The sequence below is a fragment of the Nocardia jiangsuensis genome (assembly GCF_042650385.1).
GTDB classification, from domain to species: Bacteria; Actinomycetota; Actinomycetes; order Mycobacteriales; family Mycobacteriaceae; genus Nocardia; species Nocardia jiangsuensis.
Genome location: NZ_JBHSAX010000023.1, coordinates 184,295 through 199,189, shown reverse-complemented (window position 1 = coordinate 199,189; position 14,895 = coordinate 184,295). Strand labels below are relative to the sequence as shown.

Annotated in this window: 15 protein-coding genes; 12 read left to right on the top strand and 3 right to left on the bottom strand. The window is 73.3% G+C overall.

All coding sequences use genetic code 11. From position 1 onward, the window contains the following. Positions 1-48: 48 nt before the first annotated feature. The 5 genes from ACFO0B_RS28350 to ACFO0B_RS28330 are packed head-to-tail and all read left to right on the top strand — an operon-like array spanning position 49 to position 5,300. Positions 49-1,137: an ABC transporter substrate-binding protein gene (locus ACFO0B_RS28350; RefSeq protein WP_378616194.1), complete on the top strand. Its 1,089-nt coding sequence runs from the start codon at positions 49-51 to the stop codon at positions 1,135-1,137. After that, positions 1,137-2,003 carry an ABC transporter permease gene (locus ACFO0B_RS28345; protein ID WP_378616192.1) on the top strand — a complete coding sequence of 289 codons (867 nt, stop codon included), beginning with the start codon at positions 1,137-1,139 and terminating at the stop codon, positions 2,001-2,003. The genes ACFO0B_RS28350 and ACFO0B_RS28345 overlap by 1 nt, the downstream gene beginning before the upstream one ends. Further along, positions 1,979-2,725, top strand: coding sequence for an ABC transporter ATP-binding protein (locus ACFO0B_RS28340; RefSeq protein WP_378616190.1), 747 nt, complete (start codon positions 1,979-1,981; stop codon positions 2,723-2,725). Before ACFO0B_RS28345 ends, ACFO0B_RS28340 begins: the two co-directional genes overlap by 25 nt. After that, the gene (locus tag ACFO0B_RS28335) at positions 2,722-4,074 is read left to right on the top strand and encodes an LLM class flavin-dependent oxidoreductase (protein WP_378616188.1); all 1,353 of its coding nucleotides are present in this window, start codon (positions 2,722-2,724) and stop codon (positions 4,072-4,074) included. Before ACFO0B_RS28340 ends, ACFO0B_RS28335 begins: the two co-directional genes overlap by 4 nt. Then, the gene (locus ACFO0B_RS28330; RefSeq protein WP_378616186.1) at positions 4,071-5,300 is read left to right on the top strand and encodes an MFS transporter; all 1,230 of its coding nucleotides are present in this window, start codon (positions 4,071-4,073) and stop codon (positions 5,298-5,300) included. The genes ACFO0B_RS28335 and ACFO0B_RS28330 overlap by 4 nt, the downstream gene beginning before the upstream one ends. Before the next feature lie 409 nt (positions 5,301-5,709). On the opposite strand, the gene ACFO0B_RS28325 is transcribed toward ACFO0B_RS28330, so the two are convergent. Continuing rightward, positions 5,710-6,297: a TetR/AcrR family transcriptional regulator C-terminal domain-containing protein gene (locus ACFO0B_RS28325; protein ID WP_378616184.1), complete on the bottom strand. Its 588-nt coding sequence runs from the start codon at positions 6,295-6,297 to the stop codon at positions 5,710-5,712. 113 nt (positions 6,298-6,410) lie between these two features. Between ACFO0B_RS28325 and bioB the strand changes: the two genes are divergently transcribed. The 4 genes from bioB (at position 6,411) to ACFO0B_RS28305 (ending at position 9,292) form a co-directional block, all read left to right on the top strand. After that, positions 6,411-7,424, top strand: a complete 1,014-nt coding sequence (gene bioB, locus ACFO0B_RS28320; RefSeq protein ID WP_378616182.1) for a biotin synthase BioB — start codon at positions 6,411-6,413, stop codon at positions 7,422-7,424. 41 nt (positions 7,425-7,465) lie between these two features. Further along, entirely contained in the window at positions 7,466-7,675 is a 210-nt protein-coding gene (gene bsaP / locus ACFO0B_RS28315; RefSeq protein WP_378616180.1) for a biotin synthase auxiliary protein BsaP, read from the top strand. 11 nt (positions 7,676-7,686) lie between these two features. Then, positions 7,687-8,340: a DUF2567 domain-containing protein gene (locus ACFO0B_RS28310; protein WP_378616178.1), complete on the top strand. Its 654-nt coding sequence runs from the start codon at positions 7,687-7,689 to the stop codon at positions 8,338-8,340. A 214-nt stretch (positions 8,341-8,554) separates the two neighbouring features. Continuing rightward, positions 8,555-9,292, top strand: a complete 738-nt coding sequence (locus ACFO0B_RS28305; RefSeq protein ID WP_378616176.1) for an 8-oxoguanine DNA glycosylase OGG fold protein — start codon at positions 8,555-8,557, stop codon at positions 9,290-9,292. On the opposite strand, the gene ACFO0B_RS28300 is transcribed toward ACFO0B_RS28305, so the two are convergent. Then, a complete protein-coding gene (locus ACFO0B_RS28300; RefSeq protein ID WP_378616174.1) occupies positions 9,276-9,971 on the bottom strand; it encodes an NUDIX hydrolase in 696 nt (231 codons plus the stop codon). The genes ACFO0B_RS28305 and ACFO0B_RS28300 overlap by 17 nt on opposite strands. A gap of 82 nt (positions 9,972-10,053) precedes the next feature. Between ACFO0B_RS28300 and nadA the strand changes: the two genes are divergently transcribed. Genes nadA through nadC form a run of 3 tightly spaced genes read left to right on the top strand, consistent with a single transcriptional unit; the run spans position 10,054 to position 13,690 of the window. Then, positions 10,054-11,073 carry a quinolinate synthase NadA gene (gene nadA, locus ACFO0B_RS28295; protein WP_378616272.1) on the top strand — a complete coding sequence of 340 codons (1,020 nt, stop codon included), beginning with the start codon at positions 10,054-10,056 and terminating at the stop codon, positions 11,071-11,073. Then, positions 11,070-12,806 (top strand): L-aspartate oxidase, encoded by a 1,737-nt coding sequence (locus ACFO0B_RS28290; RefSeq protein WP_378616172.1) that lies wholly within the window; start codon positions 11,070-11,072, stop codon positions 12,804-12,806. Before nadA ends, ACFO0B_RS28290 begins: the two co-directional genes overlap by 4 nt. Positions 12,807-12,829: 23 nt before the next feature. Continuing rightward, positions 12,830-13,690 carry a carboxylating nicotinate-nucleotide diphosphorylase gene (nadC, locus tag ACFO0B_RS28285; RefSeq protein ID WP_378616170.1) on the top strand — a complete coding sequence of 287 codons (861 nt, stop codon included), beginning with the start codon at positions 12,830-12,832 and terminating at the stop codon, positions 13,688-13,690. On the opposite strand, the gene ACFO0B_RS28280 is transcribed toward nadC, so the two are convergent. Then, complete coding sequence (locus ACFO0B_RS28280; protein ID WP_378616168.1) at positions 13,687-14,865, bottom strand: winged helix DNA-binding domain-containing protein; 1,179 nt, start codon at positions 14,863-14,865, stop codon at positions 13,687-13,689. The two genes, nadC and ACFO0B_RS28280, sit on opposite strands and share 4 nt — an antisense overlap. Positions 14,866-14,895 lie beyond the last annotated feature (30 nt).

Sequence of the window (14,895 nt, the reverse complement as noted above, 5' to 3'; positions counted from 1 at the left end):
GAAAACAACCGTTCTCGCAGCTCGCCGCTGCTGCTTGACTACTGCACCATGTCTCGAACCCGTCTGTTCCACACCGGCCTTCGCGGCCGCATGACCGCCGCACTGCTCGCCGTGGCGACCGTCGCGACCCTCGGCACCGCCGGCTGTGCGAAGAGCGACGAGCCGGTCGCGGCGGCCAGCGGTCCGCTGCCCACCGACATCCAGCCCGGCACCAAGCTCGTCATCGCCGACCAGTCCGAGCGGCTGCAGTCGGCGCTGCGCTTCTCCGGCGAGCTGGACAAGCTCCCCTTCCAGGTGGAGTTCGCCAACTTCGTCGGCGGCCCCGCCATCCTGGAGGCCTTCCGGGCCGGCGCCGCCGATGTCGCGCCGGTCGGTGACGTCCCGCCGATCCACGCCCTCGCGGCAGGCCAGGACGTCCCGATCATCGCCTCCTACCGCACCAGCCCGCAGTCCATGAAGCTCGCGGTGGCGCCGGGTGTCCCGGTACGCACGCTGGCCGACCTGAAGGGCCGCAAGATCGCCTACGCCGAAGGCACCGCCCAGCAGGCCGCGGTGCTGCGCGCGCTGGACAAGGCCGGGCTGGACACCGGCGATGTCGAGCTGGTCCGGTTGCAGCTGGCCGAGTTCCTGGACGCCGTCCGCACCGGCCAGGTCGACGTGGCCCCGCTGATCGAGCCGAACGTCACCCGGCTGCTGCGCACCCAGGGCGCGACCGTCATCCCGGACGCCGAGACCGCGGGCATCTACCCCGGCCTCGCCTACCTCTACGCCCGCCGCGACGTGGTGAACGACCCGGCCAAGGCGGGCGCGGCCCGCGCGCTGGTCGCGGCCTTCATCCGCGCCTTCCACTGGGCCAACACGCACGGCGACGAGTGGGAGCGGCGCTACTACGTCGAGAACCAGAAGGTGAGCCCGGAGGACGCCGAGCGCATCGTGAACTCGCTCGGGCAGTGGACCTTCCCGCACCTGGACCAGAAGGTGATCGACGTGCAGCAGCAGACCATCGACGCCATCGACAAGGCCGGCCAGCTGCCCGAGAAGGTGCGCGCGGAGAACGGCTTCGACCTGCGCTTCGACGACGTGATCACGCAGACGGTCACCGAGACCGGCGCCTCCTTCGGACCGGAGGTCGGCTGATGGCCACCATCACCAGCAAGATCAGCGCGCCGGCCGGGCTCTTCGGTCGCACGGGGAGCAGCGCGAGCGGCGAGCGGCGGGTGGTCCGCAAGCGCAGGCTCGGCCCGGGCAAGGCGATCCCGTTCGGGATCGGGCTCGGCCCGGCCATCCTGATCGCCGTCTGGGTGATCGGCTCGGCCGCGGGCACCATCGACCCGGAGACGCTGCCGGCCCCCTGGACCGTCGCGCAGACCGCCGGTGACCTGATCGCCGACGGCCGGCTGCAGTCCAACCTGCTCACCTCGCTGCAGCGCGCGGTGATCGGGCTGGTGCTCGGCGTCTCGATCGGCCTCGTGCTCGCCCTGATCTCCGGGCTGAGCCGGATCGGCGAGGCGGTCGTCGACGGCCCGGTGCAGATCAAGCGCTCGATCCCGACGCTGGCGCTGATCCCGCTCTTCATCGTGTGGTTCGGCATCGGCGAGGAGATGAAGCTGGTGGTGATCACCACCAGCGTGCTCATCCCGGTCTACATCAACACGCACGCGCACCTGCGCAGCGTGGACGCCAGGCACGTGGAGCTCGCGGAGACCGTCGGGCTCTCCCGCTGGGGCTTCGTCCGCCGGATCGCGCTGCCCGGCTCGCTGCCCGGCTTCTTCACCGGGCTGCGGCTCGCGGTGACCATCTCCTGGCTCGCGCTCGTCGTGGTGGAGCAGGTCAACGCGACCAGCGGCATCGGCTACCTGATGACGCAGGCCCGCACCTACGGCCAGATCGACGTGATCGTGGTCGGACTGGTGATCTACGGCCTGCTCGGCCTGTTCGGCGATATCGCCGTCCGCACCATCGAGAGGAGGGCGCTGTCGTGGCGACAGACACTCGGAGACTGAATGTGGTCCGCACCCGCGGCCTGACCAGGAGTTTCGGCGATCGGGATGTCCTCGCGGGGATCGATCTGGAGATCGCGCGCGGCGAGTTCGTCGCGTTGCTCGGCCGCAGCGGCTCCGGCAAGAGCACCCTGCTGCGCGCGCTGGCCGAGCTGGACGGCGAGGTCACCGGGCACGGCGAGCTCACCGTTCCGGCCGAACGCGCCGTGGTGTTCCAGGACTCGCGGCTGCTGCCCTGGAGCCGGGTGCTCGACAACGTGACCCTCGGCCTGACCGGCTCGGACGCGAAGGCCGGCGGCACCGCCGCGCTGGCCGAGGTCGGGCTGGCCGGGCGGGAGAGGGCGTGGCCGCGCGAGCTCTCCGGCGGTGAGCAGCAGCGCGTCGCGCTGGCCCGCTCGCTGGTCAGGGAGCCCGAGCTGCTGCTGGCCGACGAGCCGTTCGGCGCGCTGGACGCGCTCACCCGGCTCCGCATGCACGCGCTGCTTGAGGCGCTCTGCGCCAAGCATCGGCCGGCCGTGCTGTTGGTGACGCACGACGTGGACGAGGCGGTCGCACTGGCCGACCGGGTGCTGGTCCTCGACGAGGGCCGGATCGTGCTCGACGAGCCGGTCGACCTGGAACGTCCGCGGCGCCACGGCGACCCGCGTTTCGCCCGGCTGCGCGAGCGGCTGCTCGGCGCGCTCGGCGTCGAGACCCCCGATTCGACCGAAAGACGAGCCTCATGAGCACCGCGCCCCGTCAGCTCAGCCTGAACGCCTTCATCTACCCCTCCGGGCACCACGAGGCGGCCTGGCGGCACCCGGCCAGCACCCCGGACCGGCTCTACGACGTGAAGTACTACCAGGAGATCGGCCGCACCGCCGAGGCCGCCAAGCTGGACGCGGTGTTCTTCGCCGACGGCCCGGCACTGCGGGTGAACGTCAAGCACAACGCCGCCTCCGGGCTGGAGCCGATCACGCTGCTCACCGCGATCGCCACCGCCACAACCCATCTCGGGCTCATCGCGACCGCATCCACCACCTACTACGAGCCCTACAACCTGGCCAGGCTCTTCTCCACGCTGGACCACATCTCCGGCGGCCGCGCGGGCTGGAACATCGTCACCACCGCGACCGACCAGGCCGCCGCCAACTTCGGGCTCGACCGCCACCCGGACCACGAGGAGCGGTACGCCCGCGCCCGCGAGTTCGTCGACGCCGTCGTCGCGCTGTGGGATTCGTGGGAGGACGACGCCATCGTGCTCGACCCGGCGGCGGGCATCTACGCCGACCCGGAGCGCATCCACCGGATCGACTTCGAGGGCGAGCACATCAGGGTGCGCGGGCCGTTCAACGCGCCGCGCACCCCGCAGGGGCACCCGGTGCTGGTGCAGGCGGGCGCCTCGAACGAGGGCCGCGCCTTCGCCGGGCGCTACGCCGAGGCCATCTTCACCGCGCACCAGCGGCTGAGCGACGGGCAGACCTTCTACCGCGACATCAAGCGGCAGGCGGCCCAGTTCGGGCGCAGCCCCGAGCACGTCAAGATCCTGCCCGGGCTGAGCCCCTTCATCGCCGACACCGAGGCGGGCGCCAAGCAGCTGGAGCGCGAGTTCAACGAGCTCACCGTGGCCGAGTACGGGCTGCACCAGCTGGAGAACCTGGTCGGCACCAGCCTGCGGCACCTGCCGCTGGACGAGCCGGTGCCGCTCGCGCTCTTCGAGCAGGCCGGCGACGTCACCGACAACAGCCGCAGCAGGCTGCAGGTGATCGCCGGCATCGTGCAGCGCGAGCGCCCGACCGTGCGCGGGCTGCTGCACCGGCTGGCAGGCGCCCGCGGGCACCGGGTCTTCGCCGGGACGCCGGAGCAGGTGGCCGACACCATCGAGGAGTGGTTCACCCAGGGCGCGGCGGACGGCTTCAACGTCATGCCGCCGTACTACCCGGGCGGGCTGGAGGTCTTCGCCGAGCAGGTGGTGCCGATCCTGCAGCAGCGCGGGCTCTTCCGCACCGAATACAGCGGAACCACGCTGCGCGACCACTTCGGGCTGCCGCGCCCGGGGAGCCAGTTCGCCCGCCGCCCGGCGCTGGCCGGGTGACCGCCGAGGCGGCTCCCGACACCGGCTGTCCGAAGCCGGGCCCGCGTGTGCGGGCCCGGCTGGCACCCCTGGTCCTGCCGGTCTTCCTGCCATCGGCCGTCTACGGCCTCGGCAACGGCGCGGCCGCGCCCATGTTCCCGCTGCGCGCGCTGGAGCTGGGCGCATCGCCCGGGCTCGCTGGGCTGGTCGTCGCGCTCTCCGGGTTCGGCATGATCCTGATGGATCTGCCCGCCGGGTCGATCGTGGCCCGGCTCGGCGAGCGGGTCGCCATCGCGCTCGGCTCGGCGGCGGGGGCGCTCGGCATGCTCGCGGCCATCTTCGCGCCGACTATCGCGGTGTTCGGCGCGGGCATGCTGCTCACCGGCGCCGCCACCGCCGTGTGGGGGCTGGCGCGGCAGTCGTACGTGGTGGCGGTGGTGCCCGCGGCCGACCGGGGCCGGGTGCTCTCGGTCTTCGCCGGGAGCATGCGGCTCGGGTTCTTCGCCGGGCCGTTCCTCGGCGCGGCCGTCGTGCACGGTGCCGGACCGGTCGGCGCGCTCTGGGTGCAGCTCGGCGCGGTGGTGCTGGCCGGGGGACTGGTCGCGGTCATGCCGGAGCCCGAGGACGGCGCCGCCGCCAAGGGCGTCACCGGGCTCGGCACCGTGCTGCGCGAACAGCGCGGGCTGCTCACCACGCTCGGCTCCGGCGCGCTGCTCATGGGCGCCGCGCGCGCCTCCCGCCAGGTACTGCTCCCACTCTGGGCCGCGCACATCGGCGCCGACGCCGCGGTGGTCGCGCTGCTCTTCGGCATCGCGGGCGCGGTCGACGTGCTCATGAGCTACCCGTCCGGGCTCTGGATGGACCGCTTCGGCCGCAGGGCGATCGGCGTGCCGTCCATGCTCTGCTTCGCCGTCGGCTACGCGGTGCTCCCGTTCGCGGGGTCGGTGCTGTGGCTGGGTGTGGTCGCCGTGCTGCTCGGCGTCGCCAACGGGCTCAGCAACGGGGTCATCATGACGGTGGGTGCGGATATCGCCCCGCCGGACCGGCGCGCCGAATTCCTCGGCGCCTGGCGGTTGACGCACGATTTCGGCATGTTCGCCGGGCCGATCACCATCGGCGTGATCGGCGCCGTTTCCATGCTCGGGGGTGCGGCGATCGTTCTGGCCGTTGCCGCCGGTGCGGGTGCTGCCGCGATGTACCGCTGGTTCCCGGGGCCGGGGGGAGTGCTGCGCGATTCCGCGCGGTAGGCCGCGTGGTCATCGAGCGGGCACACTCTCCACCTCGCCGGGTCTGCTGAGGCTGGATTACAGAGGCCAAAGCTCGCTTTGCGGAGCTGGCGGACCGCGTGGCGCGCGAACACGACCACTCAACCATCACCCGCAATGGCCGGAGCGATACGCGATCGTTCTCTCTGCGCAGGCGCGCCGCAACCTCCACGACAACCTGCCCGAGGATTTCGCCTTCGCGGCCATGGAAACGATCTCGGGGCCGATCGCCACGAACCCGCACCGTGTCGTCTATCGGATCAACGAGGACAAGCACTCGGTCGAGATTCACTCGGTCCGCCACCGGCGCGACGCTTATCGCGCTCAGACCCACGGGCCTGAGGACGGCAGGTGGTGTTCGAGAGGCAGGGGCCGAAGGTATGCGCCGTCGTCAGCGCGCTCGGTCGCCCAGCTGGTTCCTGATCCCGCCCACGAACAACTGCAGCCCGAAGTCGAACCGCGCGGTGGGGTCGGCATCCACCTCGGCGAGCGGCGAATCCGGCTCGGCCAAAGCCCCCGCCGAGTCCATCTGCATGCGCGACTGCTCGTCCACCGTCTGCCCGAGCACGTAGTAGAGCAGCGCGAAAGCCGCGAGATCGGCATCGGCGCGCGGCATTCCGGCGCGCACAGCGGCGTCCGCGAAACGTTCCCGCCCCCGGCTGGTGGTGAGCCGGGAGGCGTAGGTGGCAGAGACCAGTTCCGCGCCGTCGCGGTAGGCGAGCAGGCAGTCGCGCAGCCGGTGCGCCAGCTCGACCAGTTGCCGGGCCCAGTCGTCGGCCGCCTCCGGCTGCTCCATGGGGGCCAGGATGCGGTCGGCGACCGCGCCGAGCAGCGCCTGCTTGTTCGGGAAGTGCCAGTAGAGCGCGCCGGGCTGCACGTGCAGCGAGCTCGCCAGCCTGCGCATGGTCAGGTCGGCGAGGCCGTACTCGTCCAGGATGGCGATCGCGCCGTCCACCACATCGCCCCTGCGCAACTGCACCCGTCGACCTCCCGTCTCGCCCCGGCCCCGACCGTACTCTATCCTGAACGCCGTTCAAGTAGTCCTGAACGGCGTTCAAGTCGGTGGGCTACCTCGGCGAAGAAGGGATTCACATGACCCAGGCACCCGTGCTCACCGACATTCTGGCGCGCGCCCGCGAGCGGGTGCTCGAGCGCGGCACCGGGCTGGACCGGGCGCAGACGCTCGAGGTGCTCGAGCTCGGCGACGACCGGCTGGAGGAGCTGCTCGCGCTGGCGCACGAGGTGCGGCTGCGCTGGTGCGGCCCCGAGGTCGAGGTCGAGGGCATCATCAGCCTGAAGACCGGCGGCTGCCCGGAGGACTGCCACTTCTGCTCCCAGTCCGGGCTCTTCCAGTCGCCGGTGCGCGCGGCCTGGCTCGACATCCCGAGCCTGGTCGAGGCAGCCAAGCAGACCGCGAAGACCGGGGCCACCGAGTTCTGCATCGTGGCGGCGGTGCGCGGCCCGGACGCGCGGCTCATGGCGCAGGTGGCGGCAGGCGTCGAGGCGATCCGCAACGAGGTCGACATCCAGGTGGCCTGCTCGCTCGGCATGCTCACCCAGGAGCAGGTGGACCAGCTCGCCGCGATGGGCGTGCACCGCTACAACCACAACCTGGAGACCGCGCGCTCGCACTTCCCGAACGTCGTCACCACGCACAGCTGGGAGGAGCGCTTCGAGACCCTGCGCATGGTGCGCGAGGCGGGCATGGAGGTGTGCTGCGGCGGCATCCTCGGCATGGGCGAGACCCTGGCGCAGCGCGCCGAATTCGCCGCCGATCTGGCCGCGCTCGACCCCGACGAGGTCCCGCTGAACTTCCTCAACCCGCGCCCCGGCACCCCCTTCGGCGACCTCGAGGTGCTGCCCGCGGCCGACGCCCTGCGCGCCGTGGCCGCCTTCCGGCTGGCGCTGCCGCGCACCATGCTGCGCTTCGCCGGTGGACGGGAGATCACGCTCGGCGACCTCGGGGCGAAGCAGGGCATCCTCGGCGGCATCAACGCGGTGATCGTCGGCAACTACCTGACCACCCTCGGCCGCCCGGCCGAGCGCGATCTGGATCTGCTCGGCGAGCTGAAGATGCCGATCAAGGCACTGAACGAAACGCTCTGACCGGTGCGGTGAGCGAAAGACCACTGGGTACTGTCATGGCCATGGAGGAGCGCTACAACCCGTTCACCGGCGCGGCGATCGTGCCCGGTGCCGAGGACGCGGTGCCGACGGCGGCCGCGCTCGGGCTGGAGCCGCCGCGGTACTGCGAGCGGTGCGGCCGCCGGATGGTGGTGCAGGTGAGCCCGGACGGCTGGTGGGCGCGCTGCGCCCGGCACGGGATGCTGGATTCCGCCGCGCTGGAAAGCCGCTAGTGGCCGGCCGGATGCGCCGCGAGCTGCGGGCCGCGCTCGCGATCGCGGTCGGGGCGCTGGTGGCCGGTGCGCTGCTCGGCGTCGCCTGGGGCTTCCTCGCCCCCGCCGAGCGGCTCGTCGTGGTCACCGACGGCCGGGGCGCGCCGCTCACCGGCGAGAGCCTGCACCGCTTCGACGCGCTGGCGATCTTCGTCTGTTTCGGTGCCGGGCTCGGGCTGGTCTCGGCCGTCGCGGTCTGGCGGGCCCGCTCGGTGCGCGGGCCGCTGGCGTTGCTCGCCCTGCTGCTCGGCTCGGCCGCGGGTGCCTACGCCATGGCCGATATCGGCGAGCTGGTGGCCGAGGTGCGCAATCCGCGACCGGACGATCCGATCGTCGGGCAGATCGTCACGCTGCCCGCGGAGGTGGAGGCGTGGCAGGCGCTGCTGATCCAGCCGCTGCTGGCCGGGCTGGTCGTCCTCTTCCTCGCCGCGCTGAGCACCGCCGAGGATCTCGGCACCGGCTTCACCGGGCCGTTCGGGGAGAGCAAGCCGGTGGGTGCGGCGGGGGCCGACCCGGGCCATCCGGCCGCCGAGGCGTACCCGGCATACCCGCTCGGCTCGGAGCCCCCGGCAAGCCCGGCGCAGCCTGATTCCGGCTGGTCCCGCCCGGGCCTGTCGGAACGCTGACTCGGAACGCCGACCGGCCGGAACCGGCTCGCCGGAGCGCTGATCGGGCCGAGTATCCCGCCGGAGCGCGGAACGGGACACCGCGGCGCGGTGTGCGGAGAATTCGTTCGCGTGCACGTCATTCACTGTTTCCGCCGGATTCGCGGCCAGGACATCCGCGTGTCCGCCCGGATGTCCGGTGCGAAACCCGCTGCGCCTGCTCGATCCTGGGGAGATGACGGAGACCGAGCTCGACCTCTTGCCGGTGCCCGACGAACTACGCCGCGCGCTGGCGGGCGACTACGCCGACCGCGCGCGAGTGGTCGACGGCCAGCGGGTGCGGGTGGACCTGGACTGGTGGAACACCTCCCTGGTGAAGCTCGGCGCGCCCGGCGGGTGCCTGTGGGTGGACGGCACCGACACCGGTCAGGTCGACGTAACCCGCGCGCACGTCTTCGCCGCCGCCGACCAGGGCGTCTGGCCGCTGCTGTGGCTCTCCATGGCCTGGGGCACCGGCTCCCGGCGCAGGCTGGTGCACAAGCGCATGCGCGCGGCCGCCGCCGACCCGGAGCGCTACGCCGCCGCGCTCACCGCCGCCGCGCAGGCCGCCGCGGACTCCCCCGAGCACGCCTACGCCCTGCTCTACCCCGGCGACCGCAGCCTGGTCCCGACCCTCGGCCCCTCCTTCTTCACCAAGTTCCTCTACTTCGCGGGCGCCGGGAACCCGGTGCACCGCAGCCGGATCCTGGACAGCCGGGTGGCCCGCAGCCTGCACCGCGCGGGCTGGCGCTCGCTGAAGACCGGCGGCGCTTGGCCCGCCCGCACCTACGGCCGCTACACCGGCCTGCTCGACGCCTGGACCGCGACGCTGAGCGCCGAGCTCGGCCGCCAGGTCGCGGCCGACACGGTGGAGCGCTGGCTCTTCGACCAGGGCGCCGGCGCACAGCTCCGGCCGGTCAGCTCCGTGGCCTGAGCGCCGCGAATTCGTCGGTGACCCGCAGCTCGGAGTCGGTGAAGCGGTAGAGCGCGGCCGGGCGCCCCCCGCTGCGGCCCGGGGCGGCGGTTGCGCCGGTCGGCGTGATCACCGTGCGGCGGCTCAGCACCCGCTGCAGGTTCGTGGTGTCCACGTCGTAGCCGAGTGCGGCGCAGTAGATCTCGCGCAGGGTTGACATGGCGAAGCGCTCGGGGGCGAGGCCGAAGGCGATATTGGTGTAGGAGAGCTTGGCGGCCAGCCGGTTGCGCGCGTGCTCCAGCACCGTGCCGTGGTCGAACGAGGTGACCGGGAGCGCGGAGAGCGGGTGCCAGGCGGTGTCGTCCGGGAGCCGCGGGTCGGCGGTCATCGGGACCAGGCCGAGGTAGGCCGAGGCGATCCGGCGCGGGCCGGGCACCCGGTCCGGCGCGCTGAAGACCGAGAGCTGCTCCAGGTGGCTGAGCTCGCGCACGTCCACCTTCTCGGCCAGCTGCCTGGCGGCCGAGGTGTCCAGATCCTCGTCGGCGCGCAGTTTGCCACCGGGCAGCGACCAGGTGCCCTGCTGCGGGTCGAGCGCGCGCTGCCAGAGCAGGACGGCCAGCTCGGGGCGGCGACCTGCGGAAACGTCGCGAACCTGGAACACCGCGGTGAGCGATTCGTGGATGGTGCTACTATGGGTCACGTTTTCGATTGTAAGTCGAAAACCTGGTTCGGTGCGAATCCGGCGACGAGGGCCGGCGCACGAGGAAGGAGCCGTCATGGCGATGCCAGCACTGATGGAACAGGTCGTGGACGGGCCCGAGGGGTACGAGGGCGTGCAGGCGGGGCCCGAGTGGGCCGCCGAGGTGCGGCGGCTGGCGAAGGCGCGCAACGCCACCATCCTGGCGCACAACTACCAGCTGCCGGAGATCCAGGACGTCGCCGATCACGTCGGCGATTCGCTCGCGCTCTCCCGGATGGCGGCGGAGGTGCCGGAGGAGACGATCATCTTCTGCGGCGTGCACTTCATGGCCGAGACCGCCAAGATCCTCAGCCCGGAGAAGACCGTGCTGATCCCGGACCAGCGCGCGGGCTGCTCGCTGGCCGACTCGATCAAGGGCGACGAGCTGCGCGCCTGGCGCGCCGAGTTCCCGGATGCCGTCGTCGTCTCCTACGTGAACACCACCGCCGAGGTGAAGGCGCTCACCGACATCTGCTGCACCTCGTCCAACGCGGTCGACGTGGTCGCCTCCATCGACCCGGAGCGCGAGGTGCTCTTCCTGCCGGACCAGTTCCTCGGCGCGCACGTCAAGCGGGTCACCGGCCGGGCCAACATGCACATCTGGGCCGGTGAGTGCCACGTGCACGCGGGAATCAACGGCGACGAGCTCGCCGAGCAGGCCCGTACGCACCCCGACGCCGAACTCTTCGTGCACCCGGAGTGCGGCTGCGCGACGTCGGCGCTGTACCTCGCGGGCGAGGGATCGTTCCCGGCCGACCGGGTGCACATCCTCTCCACCGGCGGAATGATCGAGCAGGCGAAGGCGGCGAAGTCGTCGCAGGTGCTGGTCGCGACCGAGATCGGCATGCTGCACCAGCTGCGCAAGGCCGCGCCGGGCATCGACTTCCAGGCCGTGAACGACCGGGCCTCCTGCCGCTACATGAAGATGATCACCCCGGCCGCGCTGCTGCGCTGCCTGGTCGAGGGCGCCGACGAGGTGCACGTCGACGCCGAGATGGCCGCGCTCGGCCGCGGTTCGGTGCAGCGCATGATCGCGATCGGCAACTCCGGCGGCGGGGAGTGACCGGGTTCGTCCCGCGCACGGTTCCGGTCGCCGTCGACTGGGAGGCCGCCGCCGATCTGGTGGTGATCGGCGGCGGCGTCGCCGGGCTCACCGCGGCGCGCACCGCCTCGCTGCGCGGGCTGCGGGTGCTCACGCTGAGCAAGGGCGGCCCCGCCGACACCGCCACCCAGTACGCGCAGGGTGGCATCGCGGTGGTCGCGCCGGAGGGTGACTCGGTCGATTCGCACGTGCGGGACACCGTCGCGGCCGGCGCCGGGCTCTGCGACGCCGCCGCGGTGCGCTCGATCGTGGCGGGCGGGCAGGCCGCCGTCGCGGCGCTCACCGACCTCGGCGCCGTCTTCGACCTGGGCAGGGACGGCCTGGTGGCGCGGACCAGGGAGGGCGGGCACAGCATCCGCCGGATCATCCACGCGGGCGGCGACGCCACCGGCGCCGAGGTGCAGCGGGCGCTGCGCGCCGCCGGGCTGCCGGTGCTGTTCGGCGCGGCGGCGGGTGAGGTCCTGCTCGGCGCCGACGGCGTGCGCGGCGTGCTGGTGATCTCCGAGCGCGGCACCGGAGTCGTGCACGCGCCCGCGGTGCTGCTCGCCACCGGCGGGCTCGGGCAGCTGTACGCGCTGAGCACCAACCCGGACGGCGCCACCGCCGACGGGGTCGCGCTGGCGCTGCGGGCCGGGGCGGCCGTTGCCGACCTGGAGTTCGTGCAGTTCCACCCGACCGTGCTCTACACCCCCGGCGGGCTCGGGCGCAGGCCGCTGATCAGCGAGGCGGTCCGCGGCGAGGGCGGCGTGCTCGTCGACCTCGCCGGCCGCTCGGTGACCGCGGGAGTGCACCCGCGCGGCGACCTGGCGCCGCGCGACGTGGTCTCGCTGGCCATCGCCGCGCGGATGCGCGAGACCGGCGCCGACCACGTCCTGCTCGACGCCACCGGCATCGTCGGCTTCGCCGCGCGGTTCCCGACCATCACCGCCTCCTGCCTGGCCGCCGGGATCGACCCGCGCACCGACCCGATCCCGGTCGCGCCCGCCGCGCACTACCAGTGCGGCGGGGTCGTCACCGACACCGCGGGCCGGACCGGGGTGCCGGGGCTGTTCGCGGCGGGCGAGGTGGCGCGCACCGGGCTGCACGGCGCCAACCGGCTGGCCTCGAACAGCCTGCTCGAGGGGCTGGTCGTCGGCGAGCGGGCCGGTGTGGCGGCGGCCGAGCGGCGCGGTGCCGCCGCCGAGGTGACCGAGGTCAGGCGGGTGGCGGCCGAGGTCGCGCCGCGCGCGGCGGTGCAACGGCTCGCCACCGCGCACGCGTCCGTGGTCCGCGACGCCGACGGACTCGACCGGGCGCAGCGTCGGCTGGCCGAGCTGGGCAGGCCGGTGTCCCCGGACGACCGGCGTGCGCCGGAAGGCCACGGAGCCGGTCGCTTCGCTGCCGCCTCCGAGCTGCCCGGGCACCGGGGGAGCGGCCCCGCGGGCGCCGCCGATTCCGGCCCCGCGCAAGACCCCGCAGCCGCGGATGCCCTCGCGGCCAGACGGATCACCGCGGTCGAGGACGCCGCGCTCACGCTGACCGCGAAGGCCCTGCTCGCCGCGGCCGCGCTGCGCACCGAGAGCCGCGGCTGCCACACCCGCTCCGACCATCCGGGCACCGTCGCGGCGCAGGCGAACAGCACCCGCTTCGTGCTCGGCCCGGACGGCACGCCGATCCCGGCGGGCGCCGACCCGGCCGTCCCGACCGCATCCTGACCCCGACTCCCCGAGGAAGACCGATGACCCTCGACCCGACCCTCGACCGCGACGAGCTGCTCACCCTCGTCCGCACCGCCCTGCACGAGGACCTGCGCTACGGCCCCGACGTCACTACCACCGCCACCGTCCCCGCCGACGCGACCGTGAAGGCCCGCGTGGTCTCCAGGCAGCCGGGCACGCTGGCCGGGCTCGACGTCGGCCTCCTGGTCCTGGACGAGGTGCTCGGCGCGGGCGGCTACGAGGTGACCGCGCGGCTCGCCGACGGCGCCCGCCTCGCCCCCGGCGACGCCGCGCTGGAACTCGTCGCGCCCACCCGCGCCCTGCTCACCGCCGAGCGCACCCTGCTCAACCTGCTCTGCCACCTCTCCGGCATCGCCACCGCCACCGCCGCCTGGGTGGACGCCGTCGACGGCACCGGCTGCGAGATCAGGGACAGCCGCAAGACCCTGCCCGGGCTGCGCGCGCTGCAGAAGTACGCGGTGCGGGTCGGCGGCGGCGTGAACCACCGCATGGGGCTCGGCGACGCGGCGCTGATCAAGGACAACCACGTGGCCGCCGCCGGCTCGGTCGTCGCCGCGCTGCGCGCGGTCCGCGCCGCCGCCCCCGGCCTGCCGTGCGAGGTCGAGGTGGACAGCCTGGAGCAGCTGGACGCGGTGCTCGCCGAGAAACCCGAGCTGGTCCTGCTGGACAACTTCCCGCTCTGGCAGACCCAGGCCGCCGTCCAGCGCCGCAACGCCGTCGCCCCCGGCACCGAGCTGGAGTCCTCCGGCGGCCTCACCCTCGACGTCGCCGCCGACTACGCCCGCACCGGCGTCGACTACCTCGCCGTCGGCGCGCTCACCCACTCGGTGACCGTGCTCGACCTGGGGCTCGACGTCTAGCTCGACAGCTCCTTCTCCAGCGGGGTGCGGAACCGCGGGATCGCCCGCACCTCGCCGTAGAAGGAGCGCATGCGCTCCGCCTCGGCGGTGATCGCGGCCTCGGCCTCGGCGCCGACGTCCTCCAGCAGCCGCCAGGCGAGCTCACCGTCCCGGCGCTGGGCCCAGCCGCCGACGATCCGGCCGTTCCACCAGATGGTCGGGCCGATATTGCCGAACCGGTCGAAGAGCGCGGGGCCGTGCGGGCCCAGGTACCAGTCGCGCGATTTCCAGCCCATCGGGGTCGGGTCGAGGTGCGGGAGCAGGGCGGCCCACGGCTCCGGCTCCGCGACCGGCTCGAGATCGTCGGCGAGGAGCAGCCCCGGCACGCCGTCCAGGTCGACCTCGACGGTCTCCACCTCGGTCAGCGCCTTCGTGACGTCGCGCTGGGACCAGCCGGTCCACCACACCAGGTCGGAGCGAGGGGCGGGGCCGAAGGCGCGCAGCCACGCCCGGAGCAGGGTCGCGCGCGCCTCGATCAGGGGGATCGCGGGAACACCGGACGGTAGCCAGGATTCGATCGGCTCCCAGCGGTACTGGCTGCCCGCCCAGGTGCCGCCGGGGCGCCCGCGCACGATCCGGCCCTGCGCGCCGAGCAGCACCAGCACCCAGGTGGTGATCGGGCCCGGCTCGGAGTACGCCTTCTCCGGCGTCGGGTCGACCTTGGTGGCCAGCCGCGGCACCCGCTTGCCGAGCTGCGCGCCGGTCGCCGAACCGGCCTCGAGCAGGGCCCGGTGGGTCTCCTCGGCGACCTCGTCCAGCCACTTCGCGGTATCGCCGTCACCGACCCCCGCCTTGGCGAGCAGACGCGTGTAGTTGCGGTGCTGGGTGACGGCGAGCGCGTCGGCGCAGGCGGCCTGCAACACCGGGACCAGCTCGGTCGGGACGACGAACATGGTGCGCCGCATGCCGAGCAGCCGCACCAGCTCGCGCCGGTCGTACAGCGCCTCCTCGAGGTGCCCCGGGGTGAGCTCGGGGCCGCGCGCGGCGGTGGAGAGGAAGACGGTCGCCGGATCGGTGGCGTGCAGCGCCACCATCGAGCGCACCACCCGCACCACGTCCGCGGTGCGGGCCTCGTGCGCGAGCCGGTGCCGCACGGCGAGCCGCGCCCGCCGCTGAGCCGTATCCATCGCGTGCATGCGCGCAGCGTAACCAGAAGCGGTGACAGG

Bases quoted from the DNA above. Each gene is read 5' to 3' on its own strand.
- ACFO0B_RS28350 (WP_378616194.1), top strand. From the start codon at position 49: ATGTCTCGAACCCGTCTGTTCCACACCGGCCTTCGCGGCCGCATGACC.
- ACFO0B_RS28345 (WP_378616192.1), top strand. From the start codon at position 1,137: ATGGCCACCATCACCAGCAAGATCAGCGCGCCGGCCGGGCTCTTCGGT.
- ACFO0B_RS28335 (WP_378616188.1), top strand. From the start codon at position 2,722: ATGAGCACCGCGCCCCGTCAGCTCAGCCTGAACGCCTTCATCTACCCC.
- bioB (WP_378616182.1), top strand. From the start codon at position 6,411: ATGACCCAGGCACCCGTGCTCACCGACATTCTGGCGCGCGCCCGCGAG.
- bsaP (WP_378616180.1), top strand. From the start codon at position 7,466: ATGGAGGAGCGCTACAACCCGTTCACCGGCGCGGCGATCGTGCCCGGT.
- ACFO0B_RS28310 (WP_378616178.1), top strand. From the start codon at position 7,687: ATGCGCCGCGAGCTGCGGGCCGCGCTCGCGATCGCGGTCGGGGCGCTG.
- ACFO0B_RS28305 (WP_378616176.1), top strand. From the start codon at position 8,555: ATGACGGAGACCGAGCTCGACCTCTTGCCGGTGCCCGACGAACTACGC.
- nadA (WP_378616272.1), top strand. From the start codon at position 10,054: ATGCCAGCACTGATGGAACAGGTCGTGGACGGGCCCGAGGGGTACGAG.
- nadC (WP_378616170.1), top strand. From the start codon at position 12,830: ATGACCCTCGACCCGACCCTCGACCGCGACGAGCTGCTCACCCTCGTC.
- ACFO0B_RS28280 (WP_378616168.1), bottom strand. From the start codon at position 14,865: ATGCACGCGATGGATACGGCTCAGCGGCGGGCGCGGCTCGCCGTGCGG.